The organism is Plantactinospora sp. KBS50, assembly GCF_002285795.1.
Classification (GTDB): Bacteria; Actinomycetota; Actinomycetes; order Mycobacteriales; family Micromonosporaceae; genus KBS50.
In genome coordinates this window covers 4,182,921-4,204,463 of record NZ_CP022961.1, presented here as the reverse complement: position 1 = coordinate 4,204,463, position 21,543 = coordinate 4,182,921, and the positions used below count along the sequence as shown (strand labels likewise).

Sequence of the window (21,543 nt, the reverse complement as noted above, 5' to 3'; positions counted from 1 at the left end):
CGGGGCACCGCGGCAACGGGGCACTGCCGCACCACCCACTCGGTTGACAGCATGACCTGCAAGCGATCCCATGGCTTCGTGAAAGCCGTCATTTACAGCCGCTATGGAGGGCCTGAGGTCCTGCATCTGGCGGACGTGCCCATGCCGGTCCCGGGCGATCAGGACGTCCTGATCAGGGTACGGGCGGCCGAGACGACCAAGTCCGACTGCGAGCTCAGGAGCTTCCGGTACTCGGTGAAATGGCTCTGGCTGCCGCTGCGGATCGCGGTTGGAATCAGAAGGCCGAGACGTCGCGTCCTGGGCGGCTACTTCGCCGGTGAAGTGGTGTCGGTGGGCGGGCGGGTCACCCGCTTTGCCCCGGGCGATCAGGTCTACGGCTCCGCCAGCCTGCGGTTGGGTGCCTACGGCGAGTACCTCGTCCTTCCCGAGCGGGCCGCCATCGCACCCAAGCCACGGAATATGACGTTCGCCGAGGCCGCCGCGGTCCCACTCGGCGGACTCAACGCTCTGCACTTCATGCGGCGCGCCAGTATCAAGCCCGGGGAGCAGGTGCTGATCAACGGGGCCGGCGGCAGCATCGGCGCCCACGCCATCCAGATCGCCCACTCGTTTGGTGCGCAGGTCACCGCGGTCGACCACGGGATCAAGGAGGACCTCGTCCGACGCCTCGGGGCCAGCGATTTCATCGACTACACCACCGACGACGTCACGACCACAGGCCGCAGGTTCGACGTCATCTTCGACATGGTCCCCGGGAGTCCGTACCGCCGTCTCGTCGGCATGCTCCAACCGGGCGGGCGCTATCTCAACGGTAATCCCCGCCTGGCGGTGCTCGTCCGCTCGGTGCTGACAACTCGTTTCACCGACAAGACCGTCACCGTGGCATTCGCCCCCGAAACGAAGGAAGCCTTGGCGACGATCACCGAGATGATCGAAGCCAGTAAGATCCAATCAATTGTCGACCGGGTTTACCCGATGTCGGAGGTGACCGCCGCCCACCGCCGGGTCGAGACCGAGCAGCGGCTAGGCGCAGTCGTGATCACCATCGGCGAGGCGGACGAGCTGGCCGGCCGCTGATGGATTCAGCCGTACCTGGCGTGAGTGGGACGACCTTGCCGGCGTGTTCGACCAAGCGACCGACCCCGGGTGGGCAGGCGATCGGGATCTCCTGGACGACACCGTCACCGATCCGTGGGTTCAGCGGTGAGTCTCGGCATCCTCGATACCAGCATCCTCATCGCCAACGACGTCACCCCGATTCCCGGTGAACTGGCTATCAACGTCGCCAGCCTCGCCGAACTTCAGGTCGGAGTCCTGAGCGCGAAGACCGCCGAGGCGAGGGCGCTCCGGTTGGCGCGGCTGAGCGCCATCCAACGCCGATTTGATCCGCTGCCTGTCGACGACGCCATCGCCGACAGCTACGCACGACTGGCCGCGCGCGTCGTCGAGACCGGCCGTCAGCCGCGGGCCAGGGTGATGGACCTCCTCATCGCCGCAACCGCCCTTGCTCACGACGCCGCCGTCTACACCCGCAACGCCGACGATCTCGCAGGTCTCGAGGACCTCATCACGATCCGCACCATCTGACGTGACCAATCAGCCGGATTTGCCGCAGTTCGGGCGTCCGTGAAATCCTGGGCGACTCAAGGACCCCGTTGTGTCTGCCGTGCGACACGGAGGCTTGCTCGACAGACGTCCTTGAGCTCTTCTGGTGCGTCGATCTCTGTACGCTCCGGCGTACCTACCTGTGCACTCGGGCCCGTACGCCGACACCGGCGGACGCGGGCCGCCAGGGGCGCGGATTCCGAGCGGGCCGAGCCCGGCCCTGCGCAGCAGTGGATCGACAGTCCCTGGATGCCGTGCGCCGCCCGGGCGACGGTGGGAGCACCACCGAAGAACCTGGAGCGAAGCCCATGCCACGATACGACATCGCCGTTCCCGACCTGTCCGGCAAGCGTGCCGTCGTCACCGGCGCCAGCGACGGCATCGGTCTGGGCGTCGCCGCCAGGCTCGCGGCGGCCGGGGCCGAGGTACTCCTGCCCGTCCGGAATCCGGACAAGGGTCGGGCGGCCATCGGCCGGATCCGGCAGCAGGTCCCGGACGCGGACGTGTCGCTGCGGGCTCTGGACCTGTCGTCGCTCGACTCCGTCGCGGCGTTCGGGCGGGACCTGAGGGAGGAGGGCCGGCCGATCCACATCCTCGTCAACAACGCCGGGGTGATGACCCCGCCGGAGCGGCGGACCACGGCCGACGGGTTCGAGCTTCAGTTCGGCACCAACCACCTCGGCCACTTCGCCCTCGTCGGCCGGCTGCTGCCGCTGCTGCGCGCCGGCCACGCACGCGTGACCTCACAGCTCAGCATCGCCGCCAACCAGGGCGCGATCAACTGGGCGGACCTGAACTGGGAACGCTCGTACCACGGTATGCGCGCCTACAGCCAGTCGAAGATCGCGCTCGGGCTGTTCGGCCTCGAACTCGACCGGCGCAGCCGGGCCAACGGCTGGGGCGTCACGAGCAACCTGTGCCATCCGGGTGTCGCGCCGACGAACCTGCTCGCGGCCCGTCCCGAGGTCGGCCGCGATCGGGACAGCGGCGGCCGGCGGCTGATCCGTGCGCTGTCCGCCCGCGGGATCCTCGTCGGCACGATCGAGTCCGCGCTGCTTCCGGCCCTGTACGCCGCGACCTCGCCGGACGCCGGGGGCGCCCGACTGTACGGGCCGCGTGGCCTCGGGCACCTCGGCGGCCCGCCCGCGGAGCAGAAGCTCTACGGGCGGCTCCGCGGCGTCGAGGAGGCGGCGCGGGTCTGGGCGGTCTCCGAGGAGCTGACCCGGGTCCCCGTGGCCAGCGCCTGAGGGTTCCGGGACGACCGCGGCCGGCCTCGCGGCCGGTCCCGGTCCCACAGCGGCCGGTCCCACAGCGGCCGGTCGCGGTGCGGTCGGTTCCGCTGCGGTCGGTCAGCCGCCGAGTTCACCGTCCAGCATGGCGAACAGTTCGTCGTCGCTGGCCACCGAGAGGTCCTCCGGTTCGGCCGGCTCGGCGGTGACCGGGGCGTGCCGGTCGTTCCACTTCCAGAGCAGGCCGCGCAGCCGCTCCTCGACCCGCCGCCCGGCTCCCTCGCCCGGCTCCAGCGCCATGAGCCGCGCCTCCAGCCGGCCGATGTCGGCCAGCAGCGCGGTCGCCGCGGCGTCCTCGTCGGCCGGGGCGACCGCGCCGTGCAGGAAGGTGGCCAGCGCCTCCGGCGTCGGGTAGTCGAAGACGATGGTGACCGGCAGCCGCTGGCCGATCGCCGCGTTCAGCCGGTTGCGCAGCTCCACGGCGGTGAGCGAGTCGAAGCCGAAGTCCTTGAACGCACGCCCGGCGTCCACCTCGGCCGCGGAGGCGTGCCCGAGCACGGTGGCGACCTGGGTGCGGACCAGGTCCAGCAGGATCGCCCGCCCCTCGTCCCGGGAGACCGCGGCCAGCCGCCGGGCCAGCGCCGAGGCGTCCACGGTGACCCCCGCGGCGCTGCGCCGGGCGGTGCCGCGGACCAGCCCGCGCAGGATCGGCGGCGCGACCCCCGCCTCGACCTGCGTGCGCAGCGCCCGCGCGTCCACCCGGACGGGGGCCAGCACCGGCAGCGCGGACGGCAGCGCGGCGCTGAACAGGTCGAGTCCCTCCGCCGTGCTCAGGGCGAGCATGCCGGTGCGGCCGAGCCGGGCCAGGTCGGCCCGGCCGAGGTGCCCGGTCATCCCGCTGGCCTCGGCCCACAGACCCCAGGCCAGCGCGAGCGCAGGCCGGCCCCGGCCGCGGCGCAGCACGGCCAGCGCGTCCAACGCCGCGTTCGCCGCCGCGTAGTTGCCCTGGCCGGGACCGCCGAGCGTGCCGGCGGCCGAGGAGAACAGCACGAAGGCGTCCAGCGGCTGCCCGGCGGTCAGCTCGTGCAGGTGCCAGGCGGCGTCCACCTTGGGGCGCAGGACCCGGTCCAGCTGCTGCGGGGTGAGCGCGTCCACGGTGGCGTCGTCGAGCACCCCGGCCGCGTGCACGACCGCGGTGAGCGGATGCTCGGCGGGTATCCCGGCCAGCAGCGTGGCCAGGGCGGCGCGGTCGGCGAGGTCGCAGGCGGCGATCGTCACCCGGGCGCCGGCGGCGGCCAGCTCCTCGCGCAGCGCCTCCGCGCCGGCCGCGGCCGGACCGCTGCGGCTGGTGAGCAGCAGGTGCCGGGCGCCGTGCTCGGCCACCAGCCGGCGGGCCACCAGCCCGCCGAGGACGCCGGTGCCGCCGGTGATCAGCACCGTGCCGTCCGGGTCGAGCGCGGCCGGCACGGTGAGCACCACCTTTCCGGTGTGCCGGGCCTGGCTCAGGTAGCGGAACGCCTCGGGGGCGCGGCGTACGTCCCAGGCCGTCACCGGCAGCGGCCGCAGCGTGCCGTCGTCGAACAGCGCGGACAGCTCGTCGAGCATCTCCTTGACCCGGTCGGCGCCGCCGTCCATCAGGTCGTACGCCTGGTAGGTGACCCCGGGGTGGTCCTTGGCGACGCGCGCCGCGTCCCGGATGTCGGTCTTGCCCATCTCCAGGAACCGGCCGCCGCGCGGCAGCAGCCGCAGCGACTCCTCCACGTACTCCTTGGCCAGCGAGTTGAGCACCACGTCCACGCCCTGACCGCCGGTGCCCGCGAGGAACGCGTCGGCGAACTCCAGCGTCCGGGACGAGGCGATGTGCGCGTCGTCCAGACCCAACGCCCGCAGGGTGTCCCACTTGCCGGGGCTGGCCGTGCCGTACACCTCGACGCCCCAGTGCCGGGCCAGCTGGATGGTGGCCATGCCGACCCCGCCGGTCGCCGCGTGCAGCAGCAGCGTCTCACCCGGCTGGATCTTCGCCAGGTCGACCAGCCCGTAGTAGGCGGTCAGGTAGACCACCGGGATGGTGGCGGCCTCGGCGAACGTGCAGTTCGGCGGCATCCGGGTGAGCAGCCGGTGATCGGTGATCGCGATCGGGCCGATGCCGGAGACCAGCCCCATCACCCGGTCGCCGGGGGCGAACTCGGCGACCCCGGGGCCGGTCTCCAGCACCACACCGGCGGCCTCGCCGCCGAGCGGCCGGCCGTCGTTACGGACCAGGCCGAGACTGATCAGTACGTCGCGGAAGTTGAGCCCGCCGGCGCGTACCGCGATGCGCACCTGGCCGGGCTCCAGCGGCTGGTCCGCCTCCGGCCAGGCGCGGATCAGCAGGTTGTCCGGGGTGCCGCCGCCGGTGGAGTCCTCCTGCCAGTGCAGCCGCCAGGCGGGGGCGTCCGGCAGCGGCAGGGCGGGGGTGGCCTCGGCGCGGGCCAGCCGGGCGACGTGCACGGCGCCCTGCCGGACGGCGAGCTGCGGCTCCTCCAGCGCCAGCACGCCGGCCAGCGCGGCCGCCGACGCCGGGTCCCGGTCCAGGTCCAGCAGGGTCAGCCGGCCGGGATGTTCGGACTGGGCCGAGCGCAGCAGTCCCCACGCGGCGGCGGCGGCCGGATCCACCCGGATGTCGTCGCCCGGCACCGCACGCACCGCCCCGGCGGTGACCAGGACCAGCCGCGGCCGGTCCGCGGCCAGGTGCTCGCGGAGCAGGTCGAGGGCGGTCCGCACGGCGGTCCGGACCCGGTCCGGCAGGTCCCCGTCGGGGATCGGGAGGGTCGCGACCGCCACCTCGGGTTCCCCGGCCGTTTCCGGCGGCAGGTGGGCGGCCAGCCCGTACGGGTCGTCGCCGTGCAGCGCCGCGCGCGGCGGCGCCTGGGGTTCGGTCGCGGCGGCCGGCGCGGTGGGCCAGTCCAGGTGGAACAGCCAGTCGTGGTGCGCCTCCCGGGTGGTGGCGAGCGCGGCGGCGGAGACCGGCCGGACCGCGAGCGCGCCGACCCGGGCCACCGGGCCGCCGGCCGGGTCGGCCAGGTCCAGCGTCACGCTGCCCGCGCCGGCCGGGCGTACCCGCACCCGCAGCGCGGTCGCGCCGGAGGCCAGCAGCGCGGTGTCGGACCAGGAGAACGGCAGCAGCACCTCGTCGTCGCCGGTCGGCGCCGCGCCGGTGAGCCCGGCGGCGTGCAGCGCGGCGTCCAGCAGCGCGGGGTGCAGGCCGAAGCCGTCCGGGTCGGCGCCGTCCGGGAGCTGCGCCTCGGCGTACACCTCGTCACCGAGTCGCCAGGCGGCGCGCAGGCCGCGGAAGAGCGGGCCGTAGCCGTACCCCCGCCGGTCCAGCCCTCGTAGTGGCCGTCCAGCGGGATCGCGGTGGCGCCCGGCGGGGGCCAGGCGCCGGCCAGCGGCCCGGGGTCGGGCTCCGGCTCGCCGTCGGGGTCGGCCGGGGCCAGCAGCCCGGCGGCGTGCAGCGTCCAGGGCCGGTCGGCGCCGTCCTCGCCGGAGTCCGGCCGGCTGTGCACGGTGACCGGGTGCCGGCCGGTGGCGTCCGCCGCCGCGACCGTGACCTGCAGGGCCAGTCCGCCGCTCGCCGGCAGCAGCAGCGGCGCCCGCAGCGTCAGCTCCTCCACCCGGTCGCAGCCGGCGCCGTCGCCGGCGTGCACGGCGAGTTCGACCAGGGCGGCGGCGGGCAGCAGGATCCGGCCGAAGACCGCATGCTGGGCCAGCCACGGCTGGGCGTGCAGGGAGAGCCGCCCGGTGAGCACCGTGGCGTCCCCGTCGGCCAGCGGGACGGCGGCGCCCAGCAGCGGGTGCGTGGTGGCGGCGAGGCCGGCCGAGGTGACGTCGCCGGCCCCGGACGGGGTGGGCAGCCAGAACCGTTCGCGCTGGAAGGCGTAGGTGGGCAGGTCGACCCGCGGCCCGGACGGGATCCGCCAGTCGACCGGTACGCCGCCGACGTGCGCCCGGGCCAGCGAGGCGTGGAAGCGGGCGGGACCGCCCTCGTCGCGGCGCAGCGTGCCGACCGTGAATCCGGGCGCCGCGTCCGCCCGCTCGTCGAGCGTCTCCTGGATCGGCACGGTCAGGATCGGGTGCGGGCTGATCTCGACGAAGACCCGGTGCCCGCGCTCGTGCAGCAGCCGGGTGACGTCCGCCAGCCGGACCGTCCGGCGCAGGTTGCGGTACCAGTATCCGGCGTCCAGGACGGTGGGCTCCGGGTCCTCACCGTCCACGGTGGAGTAGAAGGCGATCTCGGCGGGTCGCGGGGTGATGCCGGCCAGGCTGGCCAGCAGCGTGTCCTGGACGGCCTCGACGTGGTCGCAGTGCGACGCGTAGTCCACCGGGACGGTCCGGGCGTCCACCCCGTCGGCCTGGCAGCCGGCGACGAGTGCGGCGACGGCCTCCGGCGTACCGGCCACCACGGTGGCGGTCGGGCCGTTGACCGCGGCGATCGTGACCGCGCCGGCGGCCGCCAGCCGGGTCTGCACCCGATCGGCGGGCAACGGCACCGAGGCCATCGCGCCGGTGCCGGCCAGCACCCCGAGGGCGCGGCTGCGCAGCGCGACCACCCGGGCGGCGTCCGGCAGGCTCAGCACTCCGGCGATGTGGGCGGCGGCGATCTCCCCTGGGAGTGCCCGGCGACCGCGTCCGGCTGCACCCCGTGCGACTGCCAGAGCCGGGCGAGGGCGACCATCACCGCGAACAGCGCGGGCTGCACCACGTCAACCCGGTCCAGCGACGCGGCGCCGGGTTCGCCGCGCAGCACCGGCAGCAGATCCCAGTCGGTGTGCGGGCGCAGGGCCTCGGCGCATTCGGCGAGCCGGTCCCGGAACTCGGCGCTGGCCTCGATCAGCCCGCCGGCCATGCCCACCCACTGCGAGCCCTGGCCGGGAAAGACGAAGACCACCCGGCCCGGGTCCTGGGCGGCCACGCCGGTCACGACGTCCGCCGGCGGGTTGCCCGCGGCCAGCGCGTCCAGCGCGGCCCCGCGGTCCTCGGCGAGGACGACCGCCCGGTGCTCCAGGGCGGCCCGGGTGGTGGCCAGGGCCGCGGCGATCCCGGCGGGGTCCAGGTCGGGCCGCTGCGCGACCAGGTCGCGCAGCCGCGCGGCCTGGTCCCGCAGGGCCGGCGCGGTCCGCGCCGAGAGCAGCCACGGCGCGGCGCCCGCCGGCGCCGGGTCGTGCGCGGTGGTTTCGGTGGTTTCGGTGGTCCCGGCGGTTCCGGTGGTCCCGGGGGCCGCGGCGGGTGTGGCGGTTCCGGCGGCGGCGCCTTCGCCGGTGGCCGGCGCCTCCTCGACGATGATGTGCGCGTTGGTGCCGCTGATGCCGAACGACGACACGCCGGCCCGGCGGACCCGCTGCCCGCGCGGCCAGGACCGGGCCTCGGTCAGCAGCGCCACGTCCCCGGCGGTCCAGTCCACGTGCGGGCTCGGCGCGTCCACGTGCAGGGTGCGCGGCAGCGTGCCGTGCCGCAGCGCCAGCACCATCTTGATGATCCCGGCGACGCCCGCCGCGGCCTGGGCGTGCCCGATGTTCGACTTGATCGACCCGAGGTACAGCGGCCGGTCGGCCGGCCGGTCCCGGCCGTACGTCGCCAGCAGCGCCTGCGCCTCGATCGGGTCGCCGAGGGTGGTGCCGGTGCCGTGCGCCTCCACCGCGTCCACATCGGCCGGTTCGAGCCGGGCGGCGGTCAGCGCGTCGCGGATCACCCGCCGCTGCGACGGCCCGTTGGGGGCGGTGAGCTGGCTGCTGGTGCCGTCCTGGTTGACCGCGCTGCCGGAGATGACCGCGAGCACCGGGTGGCCGTTGCGCTCGGCGTCCGAGAGCCGCTCCAGCAGCAGCAGACCGGCGCCCTCGCCCCAGCCGGTGCCGTCGGCGGCGGCCGCGAACGGCTTGCACCGGCCGTCCGGCGCCAGCCCGCGCTGCCGGCTGAACTCCACGAACAGCCGCGGGGTGGCCATCACCGTCACGCCGCCGGCCAGCGCGAGCGTGCACTCGCCCTGGCGCAGCGACTGCACGGCCAGGTGCACGGCGACCAGCGAGGACGAGCAGGCCGTGTCCACGGTGACCGCCGGGCCCTCGAAGCCGAAGGTGTAGGCGATCCGGCCGGAGGCGATGCTGCCGGCGCTGCCGGTGCCGATGAAGCCCTCGAACTCCGGCGGCATCGGCTGGATCCGGGCGCCGTAGTCGTTGTACATCACGCCGGTGAAGACGCCGGTGCGGCTCGTGCGCAGCGTGACCGGATCGATGCCGCCGCCTTCGAGCGCCTCCCACGCGGTCTCCAGCAGCAGCCGCTGCTGCGGGTCGATGGTCAGCGCCTCGCGGGGGCTGATGCTGAAGAAGTCCGCGTCGAAGTCGGCGGCGTCGTGCAGGAACCCGCCCTCGCGGGCGTAGCTGGTGCCGGCGTGTTCCGGGTCCGGGTCGTAGAGGGTGTCCACGTCCCAGCCCCGGTCGTGCGGGAACGCCGAGATCGCGTCGGTCTCCTCGCTGAGCAGCCGCCACAGCTGCTCGGGGCTGCGTACCCCGCCCGGGTAGCGGCAGCCCATCCCGACGATCGCGATCGGCTCGCGGGACCGGTCGGTGAGCCGGCTCTGCTGCCGGCGCAGCTGCTCGTTCTCCTTCAGGGACGCCCGCAGGGCCGCAACGATCTGGTCGGTCGAGGTGGTCATCGCAGCTCCCGCGTCCGGAGGTCAAAGCGGCCTGCTCCAGGTTGCCGACCTGGGCTAACGGGCGGCTTGCCGGGTGCTAAAGCAGCGCCGGTCGGGGCGCCGCGAACCGGTTCGCGGCGCCCCGACCGGCGCTGGGTTCAGGCCGGCGCTGGGTTGCGGCCGGCGCTGGGTTCAGGCCCGGCCGAGTTCCCGGTCGATGAAGTCGAAGATCTCATCGGCGTCGGCGCTCTCCAGCCGGTCGGCGACGGCCGTGGCCGGACCCGCCGAGTGCTCGCTCCAGCGGGCCAGCAGCGTCTGCAGGCGCAGCGTGATCCGGCCGCGGCCGGGGTCGTCGGCGGCGATCGCGCCGAGGGCCGTCTCCAGCCGCTCCAACTCGTCCGCGGCCGGCTCCCGGACCTGCGCCGGGGCGAGCCGGTCGCGGACGTGCCGGGCGAGCGCTCCGGTGTTCGGATAGTCGAAGATCACCGTCGGGGGCAGCCGCAGCCCGGTGATCGTGTTGAGTGTGTTGCGCAGCTCGACCGCGGTCAGCGAGTCGAAGCCGAGGTCCTGGAACGGCCGGTCGACGTCGACGGCGTCCGGCGAGGCGTGCCCGAGCACCGTGGCGATCTGGCCGCGGATCAGATCCAGCAGCACCGTCTCCCGCTCCGCGTCGCCGAGGTCGGCCAGCCGCCGGGTCAGCGCGGCGGCCCCGGCGGAGGTCCGCCGCGGCGGCACCCGGACCAGGCCGCGCAGGATCGCCGGCAGCACGCCGGCGCCGGCCTGGGCGCGCAGCGCGGCGGTCTCCAACCGCACCGGTACGAGGGCCGCAGCCCCGTCGGCGAGCGCGGCGTCGAGCAGCCGCAGCGCCGTCGGGCCGGGCAGCGGCAGCAGGCCGTTGCGGGCCATCCGGGCCCGTTCGGCGTGCTCCAGCGTCGCGGTCATTCCGCTCTGCTGCTCCCACAGACCCCAGGCCAGGCTGGTGGCGGGCAGCCCGGCCGCGCACCGCAGCTCGGCGAGCGCGTCCAGGAACGCGTTCGCGGCCGCGTAGTTGGCCTGCCCCGGGCTGCCCACCGTGCCGGCGAACGAGGAGAACAGCACGAACGCGTCGAGGTCGCGGTCGCGGGTCAGCTCGTGCAGGTGCCAGGCCGCGTCGGCCTTCGGGCGCAGCACCGTGTCCAGCCGGTCGGGCGTGAGCGCGGTCAGGATGCCGTCGTCGAGGACGCCGGCGGTGTGCACCACCGCGGTGAGCGGATGCGCGGCCGGGATCGCCCCGATCAGATCGGCCAGGGCGGCCCGGTCGGCCACGTCGCAGGCCACGATGCTCGGCTCGGCGCCGAGCGCGGTCAGCGACGCGACCAGTTCCCCGGCGCCGTCGGCCGCCGCGCCGCGCCGGCTGGCCAGTAGCAGCCGCCGGGCGCCGTACGCGGTGACCAGGTGCGCGGCGACGTCCGCGGCGAGCGTGCCGGTGCCGCCGGTGATCAGCACCGTGCCGTCCGGGTTCAGCCGCGGCGGGGTCCGTTCCGGGGCCGGGTCGGCGGCGACCAGCCGGGGCACCAGGACGGCCCCGTCGCGTACGGCGATCCGCGGCTCGTCGGCGGCGACCGCGACGCCGAGCGCGCCCGCGACGGCGGCCCGCGACGCGTCGTCGTCGTCCAGGTCGACCAGAAGGAACCGGCCCGGGTTCTCGGTCGCGGCGCTGGCCAGCAGCCCCGCGACGGCGGCGCCGGGCAGGTCCCGCGGCAGCCCGGCCGCGGCGGCGGGCAGGTCGCGCGGCCGTCCGCCGGCGGCCGTGGCGCCCCGGGTGAGCACCGCCAGCCGGGTGTCGGCCAGCTCCGGCGCGGCCAGCAGTTCCCGGCAGAGCCCGAGGACGCGTCCGGTGACCGCGTGCGCCGCGCCGACCGGGTCGCCGACCTGGTCGGCGTCCGGGCCGGTCGCGGCGACGTGCACCAGCAGGCCGGGCGCGGTCCCGCCGGCCGCCACGGCCGCCCGCAGGGCGGCCAGGTCCGGGTACGCCGACGCGGCGCCGAGGCCGAGGCCGAGCGGATCCGGCCCGACCAGCACGAATCCGGTGTCCGCCGGGGTGCCGGCCGGCGCCGTCCAGTCCAGCCGGTAGAGGGCGCCGTCCCGGCCACCGGCGCGGCGCAGTTGCTCGATGGCGATCGGGCGGATGGCCAGCGACTCGATCGTGGTCACCGGGGTCCCGGCCGAGTCGGCCAGGTCCATCCGTACGGTGCCGGACGCGGCCGGGGCGACCCGTACCCGCAGCGTGTCCGCCCCGGGCACGGGCAGGTCCACACCGGAGAAGACGAACGGCACCTGGGCCTGCTCGGGGTGCCCGGGATCAGCGCGATCGCGTGCAGCGCGGCGTCCAGCAGCGCCGGGTGCAGGCCGAAGCCGTCCAGCGCGGTCCCCTCGGGCAGCGCCACCTCGGCGTACACCGTGTCGCCCTGCCGCCAGGCCGCCCGGACGCCCTGGAACGCCGGCCCGTAGGCCAGCCCGGCGGTCAGGAACCGCTCGTACAACTGCTCGACGGCGACCTCGTCGGCCCCCGCGGGCGGCCAGGCCGCACCCGGTGGCATCGCCGTCGCCGGTTCCGGCGCCGCGGTGGCGCACAGCACGCCGTCGGCGTGCCGGGTCCAGCCGCCGTCGCCGGCCGCGCCGGCCGGCCTGGAGTCGATGGTCAGCGACCGCCGTCCGTCCTGGTCGGCAGGCCCAGCGGCCACGTGCAGCCGTACGCCGGCCGGGTCGTCCAGGACGAGCGGCGCCTGCAGGGTCAGCTCCTCCAGCCGGTCGCAGTCCGTCCGCGCGGCCACGTGCAGGGCGAGTTCGGCGAACGCGGCGCCGGGCAGCAGCACGTGGTCCAGCACGGCGTGGTCGGGAATCCAGTCGGCGGTGTCCGGCCCGAGCCGGCCGGTGAACAGCCAGCCGCCGTCGGGCAGTTCGGTGGCGGCGGCGAGCAGCGGATGGCCGGCCGGTCCCAGCCCGGCCGCGGTGACGTCGGCCGTCGCGGCGCCGCGCAGCCAGTAGGGGCGGCGCTGGAACGGGTAGGTCGGCAACTGCGCCCGCCGCGGCCGCAGCGGCGCGAGCACCGGCGCCCAGTCCACCTCCACGCCGCGCACGGCCAGCGCACCGGCGGAGATCAGCAGCCGGGTCCAGTCGCCCTCGTCCCGGCGCAGCGTGCCGGTCACGGTGGCCTCGATGCCGGCCTGTTCGGCGGTGTCCTGCAATCCGGTGGTGAGCACCGGGTGCGGGCTGCACTCGACGAAGTGCCGGAAACCGGCGTCCAGCAGCGCCCGGGCGGCCGGGGCGAACCGGACCTGGTGGCGCAGGTTGGCGTACCAGTAGTCGGCGTCCAGCGTGGCCGTGTCGATCTGCTCGCCGGTCAGCGTCGAGTAGAAGGCCACCTGCGCCGGCCGCGGTTCGATCCCGGCCAGCACCTCCCGCAGCCGGTCCTGGATCGCCTCGACGTGGTGCGAGTGCGAGGCGTAGTCGACCGGGATCCGGCGGGCGCGCACGCCGTCGGCCTCGCAACCGGCCAGCAGCTCCGCCAGCGCGGCGGCGTCGCCGGAGACGACGGTGGCGGCCGGGCCGTTGACCGCGGCCACGCCGATCCGGCCGTCCCAGCCGGCGATCAGCTTCTCGGTCTGGTCGGCGGGCAGCGGCAGCGAGACCATGCCGCCCAGGCCGGCGATCGCGGCGAGGGCCTGGCTGCGCAGCGCCACCACCCGGCCGGCGTCGGCGAGGCTGAGCGCCCCGGCGATGTACGCGGCGGCGATCTCGCCCTGCGAGTGGCCGATGACGGCGTCCGGGCGTACCCCGAGGGCCTGCCACTGCCGGGCCAGCGAGGTCATCACGGCGAACAGCGCCGGCTGCACCACGTCGGCGCGTTCCAGCGGGGGCGCGTCCGGCGTCCCGCGCAGCAGCTCCAGCAGCGACCAGCCGGTGAGCGGGTCGAGGACGGCGGCGCACGCCTCGATGTGCTGGGCGAAGACCGGCGCGGTGGCCAGCAGTCCGGCGGCCATGGCGGCCCACTGCGAGCCCTGGCCGGGGAAGACGAAGGCGATCGGGCCGGCCGGGCCGTCGGCGCTGCCGCGTACCAGGCCCGCGGCGCCGGCCTCGGTGGGCAGCGCGGACAGGCCGGCCAGCAGCTCGTCCCGGTCGGTGCCGACGACGACGGCGCGGTGCGGGTGCCGGGCGCGGCCGGTGGCCAGGGTCTGCGCCACGTCGGCCGGGCGGAGCGCGGGTTGCGCCCGCACGGCGGCCGCGAGCTGCCCGGCCTGGTCCAGCAGCGCCTGCTCGGTGCGGGCGGAGAGCAGCCAGGCGACCGGTGCCGGCGCCGGCGGCGCCGGCTCGTCGGCGACCGCGTCCTGCGGCGCCTGCTCGATGATGACGTGCGCGTTGGTGCCGCTGATCCCGAAGGAGGAGACCGCCGCCCGGCGGGGCCGTCCGTTCGGTTGCCACGGCTGCGCCTCGCTCAGCAGCGAGACGTTCCCGGTGCTCCAGTCCACGTGTGGGCTCGGGGCGTCGGCGTGCAGGGTCTTCGGCAGTTGGCCGTGTTGCAGGGCGAGGGTCAGCTTGATGACGCCGGCGATGCCCGCGGCGGCCTGGGTGTGGCCGATGTTCGACTTGATCGAGCCGAGCCACAGGGGTCGGTCCGCGGGCCGGTCCTGCCCGTAGGTGGCCAGCAGCGCTTGGGCCTCGATCGGGTCGCCGAGCTTGGTGCCGGTGCCGTGCGCCTCGACGGCGTCCACGTCGGAGGTTTCGAGGCGGGCGTTGGCGAGGGCCTGCCGGATCACCCGCTGCTGCGACGGTCCGTTGGGGGCGGTGAGCCCGTTGCTGGCGCCGTCCTGGTTGACCGCCGACCCGCGCACCACGGCCAGGATCGGATGCCCGTTGCGCTGGGCGTCGGAGAGTCGCTCCACCAGCACCACGCCGGCGCCCTCACCCCAGCCGGTGCCGTCCGCGTCCGCGGCGAAGGACTTGCACCGGCCGTCCGGGGCCAGCCCGCGCTGCCGGCTGAACTCCGTGAAGATCGCCGGGCTGGCCATGATGGTGGTGCCGCCGGCGACCGCCATGTCGCACTCGCCGCTGCGGATCGCCTGGCAGGCCAGGTGCAGCGCGACGAGCGAGGACGAGCAGGCGGTGTCGACCGTGACGGCCGGTCCCTCCCAGCCGAAGGTGTAGGCGATCCGGCCGGAGGCGATGCTCGTGGTGGTGCCGATCATCAGGTAACCCTCGGCGCCGGAGGAGGCCGGCGAGGTGCTGCCGTACGCCTGCGCGATCACCCCGGCGAAGACGCCGGTGTTGCTGCCGCGCAGGGTCGCCGGATCGATCCCGGCCCGCTCCAGCGCCTCCCAGGTGGTCTCCAGCAGCAGCCGCTGCTGCGGGTCGGTGGCGATTGCCTCCCGGGGGCTGATGCCGAAGAAGTCGGCGTCGAAGTCGGCCGCGTGCGGGACGAAGCCACCCTCCAGCGCGTACGTCTTGCCGGGCGCGCCCGGGTCCGGGTCGTACAGGTCGGCGGTGTTCCAGCCGGGCCGGTCCGGGAACCGGCCGATCGCGTCCACGCCGCCGGACAGCACCTGCCACAGCTGCTCGGGGCTGTCCGCGCCGCCGGGGAACCGGCAGGCCATCCCGACGATGGCCACCGGCTCGTCGGCCGGCCGGCTGGTGGCCGCGGCCCGGCGGGTGGTGGTCTTCGCGCGGGTGCCGCCGAACTCGGTGCGCAGGAAGCCGCCGAGCGCCGCCGGCGTGGGGTAGTCGAAGACCGCGGTCGGCGACATCCGCAGCCCGGTGGCCGCGTTCAGCCGGTTGCGCAGCTCCACCCCGGTCAGCGAGTCGAAACCGAGTTCGGAGAACGGCCGCTCCGGGTCGATGTCGTTCGCCGAGGCGTGGCCGAGGACGGCCGCGATGTGCGTACGGATCAGGTCCACCAGCAGCCGGGTCTGCTCCGCCTCGCCCAGCCCGGCCAACCGGTCGCGCAGCGCGTCGCCGTCTGCGGTGTCCGTGTTGGCGGCCCGCCGGGCCGGCCCGCGGACCAGGCCGCGCAGGATCGGCGGCACCGCGCCGGAGAGGGCGCGCAGCGCCCGGGCGTCCAGCCGGGCCGGCACCACCGCCGGCCGGGCGGCGTGCAGCGCCGCGTCGAACAGGGCCAGCCCCTGCGCGGCGGTCAGCGCGGCGAGCCCGCCCCGACCCGCCGGGCGCCGGGTGCCCTCGCCGGCCATGCCGGCGGGTTCCTCCCAGAGTCCCCAGGCGAGGGAGAGGGTGGGTAGGCCTTGGGTGTGGCGGTGTTGGGCGAGGGCGTCGAGGTAGGTGTTGGCGGCGGCGTAGTTGGCTTGTCCGGGGTTGCCGAGGGTGCCGGCGATGGAGGAGTAGGTGATGAGGGTGGTGTGGGGGTGGTTTTTGGTGAGTTGGTGGAGGTGCCAGGCGGTGTCGGCTTTGGTGGTTAGGACGGTGTGGAGTTGTTGGGGGTGAGGTTGGTGATGAGGGTGTCGTGGAGGGTGGCGGCGGTGTGGATGATGTGGGTGGGTTGGTGGTTGTTGATGAGGGTGGTGAGGGTTTGGGGGTTGGTGGTGTCGCAGGGGGTGATGGTGATGTGGGCGCCGTGGTTGGTGAGTTCGGTGTGGAGTTGGGTGGCGCCGGGGGCGTGTGGTCCGCGTCGGCTGGTGAGGATGAGTTTGCGGATGCCGTGGTGGGTGACGAGGTGGCGGGCGAGGTGTGTGGCGAGGGCGCCGGTGCCGCCGGTGATGAGGATGGTGTCGGTGGGGTTGAGGGTGGGGGGATGGTGAGGACGACTTTGCCGGTGTGTCGGGCTTGGCTGAGGTAGCGGAAGGCGGTGGGGGCGTGGTGGATGTCGAAGGCGGTGACCGGCAGCGGCCGGAGCGTGCCGGAGGCGAACAGTTCGCCGAGTTCACCGAACATCTCGGCGACCAGATCGGGGCCGGCGTCGACCATGTCGAAGGCCTGGTACTCCACCCCGGGGTGGGCGGCGGCGACCTCGGCTGGCTTGCGGATGTCGGTCTTGCCCATCTCCAGGAAGTGGCCGCCGTGCGGCAGCAGGCGTAGCGAGGCGTCGACGAATTCGCGGGCGAGGCAGTCGAGGACGACGTGCATGCCGGCGCCGTCGGTGGCGTCCAGGAACTGCCGCTCGAAGTCCAGCGTCCGGCTGTTGCCGATCCGGTCCTCGCTGACACCCTGGCCGCGCAGCGTCGCCCACTTGGGCTGGCTGGCGGTCGCGTAGACGTCGGCGCCGAGGTGCCGGGCCAGTTGCACGGCGGCGGTGCCGACCCCGCCGGTCGCGGCGTGGATCAGGATCCGCTCACCGGGCCGCAGCACGGTCAGCCGGGTCAGCGCGTAACAGGCGGTGAGGAAGACGATCGGCGCGGCGGCGGCTTCGGCGAAGGTCCAGCCCGGTGGGATGGGGGCGACCAGTCGTTGGTCGGTGGTGGCGGTGGGTCCCATGGCGCCGGTGAAGAGGCCCATGACGGGTTGGCCGGGGGTGAGGGTGGTGACGTCGTCGGCGGTGTGGGTGATGATGCCGGCGGCTTCGCCGCCGATGGTGGCGGTGCCGGGGTACATGTCCAGGGCGATGAGGATGTCGCGGAAGTTGAGGCCGGCGGCGCGGACGGCGATGCGGACCTGTCCGGGGGCGAGGGGTTCGGTTTGTTGGGGTGCGGGTAGGAGGGCGAGGTTGTCGAGGGTGCCGGGGGTGGTGACGCCGAGTTGCCAGGGGCCGTCGGGGTGGGTAGGGGTGGTGTGTCGGTGGTGCGGGTCAGGCGTGGTGCGTAGGCGATACCGTCCCGCACGGCCAACTGCGGCTCACCGGTAGCGAGCAGGGCAGGCAGCGACGACACGACCTCCGCCGCGCCGTCCACCAGCACGAACCGACCCGGATGCTCGTTCTGGGCGACCCGTACCAGACCCCAGACCGCGGCCTGCGCCGGATCGTCCAACCGGTCGCCGGGCTGGGCCGCGACGGCGTTCCAGGTACGCAGCACCAGCGTCGTACCGGCCAGCCGGTCCTCGGCCAGCCACCGGCGGAGCAGCTCCAGCGTCCAGTTGGTCGGCCCGTGATCGGCTCCGGACTCACCGGCCGGTACCGCCGCCACCACCGTCCCGGGCGCCTCCATCGGCGCCTTCCCCGGCGCCTCTCCCGGCGTCTCCCGCCCGGCGTCCAGGGCGGCGAACAGCGCATCGGCGTCCGGGTACTCCCCGGCGCCCAGCACCACCGGCGCGGCCTCGTCCGGCTCGTCGGCCTGCCGCACCGGCACCCAGCGCACCTCGTACAGCGAGCCGTCCGCGCGCGGACCCGCCGCGGCCAACTGCTCGGCCGAGACCGCCCGCAGCGACAGCGACTCGATCGACGCGACCGGGGCGCCGGACGCGTCGGCGACCTGCACCGAGACCGCGTCGCCGGTGGGCGCCGGCGCCAGCCGGACCCGCAGCCGGGTGGCGCCGCCGGCCAGCAGCGTCACGCCGGACCAGGCGAACGGCAACCGGATCGCCGGATCCGCCGCGTCCCGGGCGGCGGCGCCGAGCACCATGCCGTGCAGGGCCGCGTCGAGCAGCGCCGGGTGTACGCCGAAGCCGTCCGGGTCCGCGTCGTCGGGCAGCCGGACGTCCGAGTAGACGACGTCGCCGACGCGCCACGCGGCATGGACGCCCTGGAAGGCCGGGCCGTAGCCGAGCCCCGCCGCGGCCAGCTCGGGGTAGAGCCGGGACACGTCCACCGGCGTGGCGTCCTCCGGCGGCCACGGCCCGGACAGGTCCGCCTGCGCGGCCTCGGCGGGCTCCGAACCGGCCGGGCGCAGCATGCCGCTCGCGTGCCGTACCCACGGTGCCTGATCGTCGGCGGCCGGCCGGGAGTGCACGGCCACCGTCCGGGCGCCCCGCTCGTCCGGCGCGCCCACCGAGGTCTGCAGGTGGACGCCGCCGCGCGGGTCCAGCACCAGCGGCGCCTCCAGCAGCAACTCGTCGACGCCGGCGGACCCGACCTGGTCGGCGGCGTGCAGCGCCAGGTCGACGAACGCGGTGGCCGGCAGCAGCACCGTGCCGTGCACGGCGTGCCCGGCCAGCCAGGGGTGGCTCTTCAGGCTGAGGTGGCCGGTGAACACCCAGCCGTCCTCGCCGGCCAGCGGCAACGCCGCCCCGAGCAGGGGTGGGTGGTCCCGCCCAGCCCCAGGCCGCCGGCGTCGCCGGGGCGGCCCTGCACCCAGTACGGCTGGCGTTGGAAGGGGTAGGTGGGTAGTTCGGTGTGCCGGCCGGCGGTGGTGGTGTTGGTGGTCCAGGTGGTCGGGTGTCCGGCGTTGTGGAGGGTGGCGTGGGTGTGGTGGCCGAGGTGGGCGGTGGTGATGGTGGCGGTGGTGTCGTGGGGAGGCAGGCGGTGGTGAGTGCGCTGAGGGTGTTGTCGGGTCCGAGTTCCAGGTAGGTGGTGACGCCCGCGTTGTGCAGGGTGGTGATCATGTCGGTGTAGCGGACGGTGTTGCGGATGTGTCGGGTCCAGTAGGTGGCGTCGGTGGTGGGGGCTACGTCGCCGGTCTGGTTGGAGATGATCGGGGTGTGGGCCGGGTGGTAGGTGACGCTTTCCGCGATGGCCTGGAATTCGGCGAGGATCGAATCCATGTGGGGGAGTGGAAGGCGTGTGAGGTGGTCAACCGCTTGGTTCGTCGTCCGAGTTTGGCCCAGTGGTCGGCGATGGCGGTGACGGTGTCGGGGTGGCCGGAGATGACGGTGTTGGTGGGGGAGTTGAGTCCGGCGATGCTGACCTTGTCTGGGTCGAGCATGGGGGCGAGTTCGGTTTCGGTGGCTTCGATGGCGGTCATGAGGCCGTCGGGGGTGGCTGTTTGCATGAGTCGTCCGCGGGTGGTGACCAGCAGCGCGGCGTCGGCCAGCGAAAGGATGCCGGCGAGGTGGGCGGCGGAGAGTTCGCCGATGGAGTGTCCGGTGAGGTAGTCGGGGGTGATTCCCCAGCTGGTGACCAGGGCATGCTGCGCGACGTGCAGGGCGAACAGGGCGGGCTGGGTGTAGCGGGTTTCGTTGATCAGGTCGGGGTCGGACATGACCTGGCGCAACGGCCGGTCGAGGTGTTTGTCGAGTTCGGCGCAGACGGTGTCCAGGGCGGCGATGAAGACGGGGTCGTCGTGGTGGTTGGTCATGTTGGGGTGTTGGCTGCCCTGGCCGGTGCAGAGGAAGGCGATCTTCCCGGCGGGTCGGGCGGTGCCGCGTACCAGAGCGGGGTGTTGGTCGCCGGCGGCGAGAGCGGCCAGGGCGTCCCGGTGGTCGGCGAGGATCACGGCGCGGTGCGGGTGTTGGGCACGGCGGGCGAGGGTGTGGGCGACGTCGTCGCCGTTGCGGTCGGGGACGACGGTGGCGAGTCGGGTGGCCAGTTCGGTGAGCGCGGCGGGGGTCTTGGCCGACAGCAGCCACGGCGCCGGCGCGCCGACCGACTCCGGACCGTCGGACTCCGGCTGCGGCCCGGCCTGCTCCGGCCCGGCCTGCTTCGGCCCGGCCTGCTCCGGCCGGGGCTCCGTCGCCGGCTGCTCCGGTTCGTCGGCGGGGGCGGGTGGTTCTTCGATGATGATGTGTGCGTTGGTGCCGCTGATGCCGAACGAGGACACCCCGGCGCGGCGCGGATGCCCGTTGCGTTGCCAGGGTTGGGGCTCGGTGAGCAGGGTGATGTTTCCGGCCGACCAGTCGACGTGCGGCGACGGGGCATCCACGTGCAGGGTCTGCGGGAGCAGATCGTGCCGCATGGCCTGGACCATCTTGATCACGCTGGCCACGCCGGCGGCGGCCTGCGCGTGCCCGATGTTCGACTTGATCGAGCCCAGCCACAGCGGCCGGTCCGCGGTCCGGTCCTGCCCGTAGGTGGCCAGCAGTGCCTGGGCTTCGATCGGGTCGCCCAACGTGGTGCCGGTGCCGTGCGCCTCGACCGCGTCCACGTCGGAGGAGGTGAGTCGGGCGTTGGCGAGGGCCTGCCGGATGACGCGCTGCTGGGACGGTCCGTTGGGGGCGGTGAGCCCGTTGCTGGCGCCGTCCTGGTTGACCGCCGACCCGCGCACCACGGCCAGGATCGGGTGGTTGTTGCGTTGGGCGTCGGAGAGCCGTTCCAGGACGAGCATGCCGGCGCCCTCGCCCCAGCCGACCCCGTCGGCCGCCGCCGCGAACGACTTGCACCTGCCGTCCCGGGCCAGCCCGCGCTGCCGGCTGAACTCGGTGAACAGCCCCGGCGTCGCCATCACCGTGGCGCCACCGGCCAGGGCCAGGTCGCACTCCCCGCCGCGCAGCGCCTGCCCGGCCAGGTGCATGGCGACAAGCGACGACGAGCAGGCCGTGTCGACGGTGACCGCCGGACCCTCCAGGCCGAACGTGTAGGCGATCCGGCCCGACGCGACGCTCGCCGAGCTGCCGGTCACGACGTACCCCTCGACGCTTTCCAGGCCCTGCATCAACCGCACCATGTAGTCCTGGCCGGTCGCGCCGATGAACACCCCGGTCGCGCTGCCGCGCAGCGACTCGGGATCGATCCCGGCCGCCTCGAACACCTCCCACGAGGTTTCCAGCAGCAGCCGCTGCTGCGGGTCCATCGCCAGCGCCTCCCGCGGGCTGATCCCGAAGAAGTCCGCGTCGAACTCGCTCGCCCCGTGCAGGAACCCGCCCTCCCGGACGTACGACCTGCCCGAGGCGTCCGGGTCCGGGTCGTACAGCTCGTCGGCGTCCCAGCCGGGCCGGGCCGGGAATTCGCCGACGGCGTCCCCGCCGGTCGCCAGCAGCCGCCACAGGTCCGCGACCGACCCGACCCCGCCGGGATAGCGACAGCTCATCGCCACGATGGCGATCGGCTCGTGATCCCGTGACTCCAGCTCCCGCACCCGCCGGTTGGCCTGCCGCAGGTCGGCCGTCGCGCGCCGCAGATAGTCGCGGAGCTTCTCGTCGGTACGCGCCGGCTCGGTCCTCGGGTTCGTCGTCTCGGCCACATTGTCGGCAGGCATCACAGGTGCTCCGGATCTCGTCGTCGGTGCAGCGGTCGTGGGATGGTCGATGGAG

General features: G+C 74.7%; 7 protein-coding genes and 3 pseudogenes. 3 read left to right on the top strand and 7 right to left on the bottom strand.

All coding sequences use genetic code 11. The annotated features are described in order from the left end of the window. Positions 1 to 51 precede the first annotated feature (51 nt). The 3 genes from CIK06_RS18085 to CIK06_RS18075 all read left to right on the top strand — a co-directional run bounded on the left by CIK06_RS18085 (position 52) and on the right by CIK06_RS18075 (position 2,852). The gene (locus CIK06_RS18085; protein ID WP_232533705.1) at positions 52 to 1,077 is read left to right on the top strand and encodes an NAD(P)-dependent alcohol dehydrogenase; all 1,026 of its coding nucleotides are present in this window, start codon (positions 52 to 54) and stop codon (positions 1,075 to 1,077) included. 126 nt (positions 1,078 to 1,203) lie between these two features. After that, the gene (locus CIK06_RS18080; protein ID WP_095565820.1) at positions 1,204 to 1,587 is read left to right on the top strand and encodes a PIN domain-containing protein; all 384 of its coding nucleotides are present in this window, start codon (positions 1,204 to 1,206) and stop codon (positions 1,585 to 1,587) included. Positions 1,588 to 1,913: 326 nt separating this feature from the next. Then, positions 1,914 to 2,852, top strand: a complete 939-nt coding sequence (locus CIK06_RS18075) for an SDR family oxidoreductase (RefSeq protein ID WP_095565819.1) — start codon at positions 1,914 to 1,916, stop codon at positions 2,850 to 2,852. A gap of 102 nt (positions 2,853 to 2,954) precedes the next feature. Here the strand turns inward: CIK06_RS18075 and CIK06_RS31325 are convergent. From CIK06_RS31325 to CIK06_RS18045, 7 genes and pseudogenes are all read right to left on the bottom strand, one after another. Further along, positions 2,955 to 9,489: pseudogene (locus CIK06_RS31325) on the bottom strand (type I polyketide synthase). 204 nt (positions 9,490 to 9,693) lie between these two features. Further along, positions 9,694 to 11,724, bottom strand: coding sequence for a beta-ketoacyl reductase (locus CIK06_RS18065; RefSeq protein ID WP_232534328.1), 2,031 nt, complete (start codon positions 11,722 to 11,724; stop codon positions 9,694 to 9,696). Next, the gene (locus CIK06_RS31320) at positions 11,691 to 15,722 is read right to left on the bottom strand and encodes a type I polyketide synthase (protein WP_232533704.1); all 4,032 of its coding nucleotides are present in this window, start codon (positions 15,720 to 15,722) and stop codon (positions 11,691 to 11,693) included. The genes CIK06_RS18065 and CIK06_RS31320 overlap by 34 nt, the downstream gene beginning before the upstream one ends. Positions 15,723 to 15,791: 69 nt before the next feature. Further along, positions 15,792 to 16,246: pseudogene (locus tag CIK06_RS32530) on the bottom strand (SDR family NAD(P)-dependent oxidoreductase); the annotation flags it as partial. Between the two features lie 98 nt (positions 16,247 to 16,344). After that, positions 16,345 to 16,959 (bottom strand): annotated as a pseudogene (locus CIK06_RS32525) (zinc-binding dehydrogenase); the annotation flags it as partial. Continuing rightward, positions 16,845 to 18,611, bottom strand: a complete 1,767-nt coding sequence (locus CIK06_RS18050) for a polyketide synthase dehydratase domain-containing protein (protein ID WP_232533703.1) — start codon at positions 18,609 to 18,611, stop codon at positions 16,845 to 16,847. The pseudogene CIK06_RS32525 and the gene CIK06_RS18050, both read right to left, overlap by 115 nt. A gap of 411 nt (positions 18,612 to 19,022) precedes the next feature. Next, on the bottom strand, positions 19,023 to 21,473 hold the full coding sequence (locus tag CIK06_RS18045; protein ID WP_369916224.1) for a type I polyketide synthase: 2,451 nt from the start codon (positions 21,471 to 21,473) through the stop codon (positions 19,023 to 19,025). Positions 21,474 to 21,543: the final 70 nt, after the last annotated feature.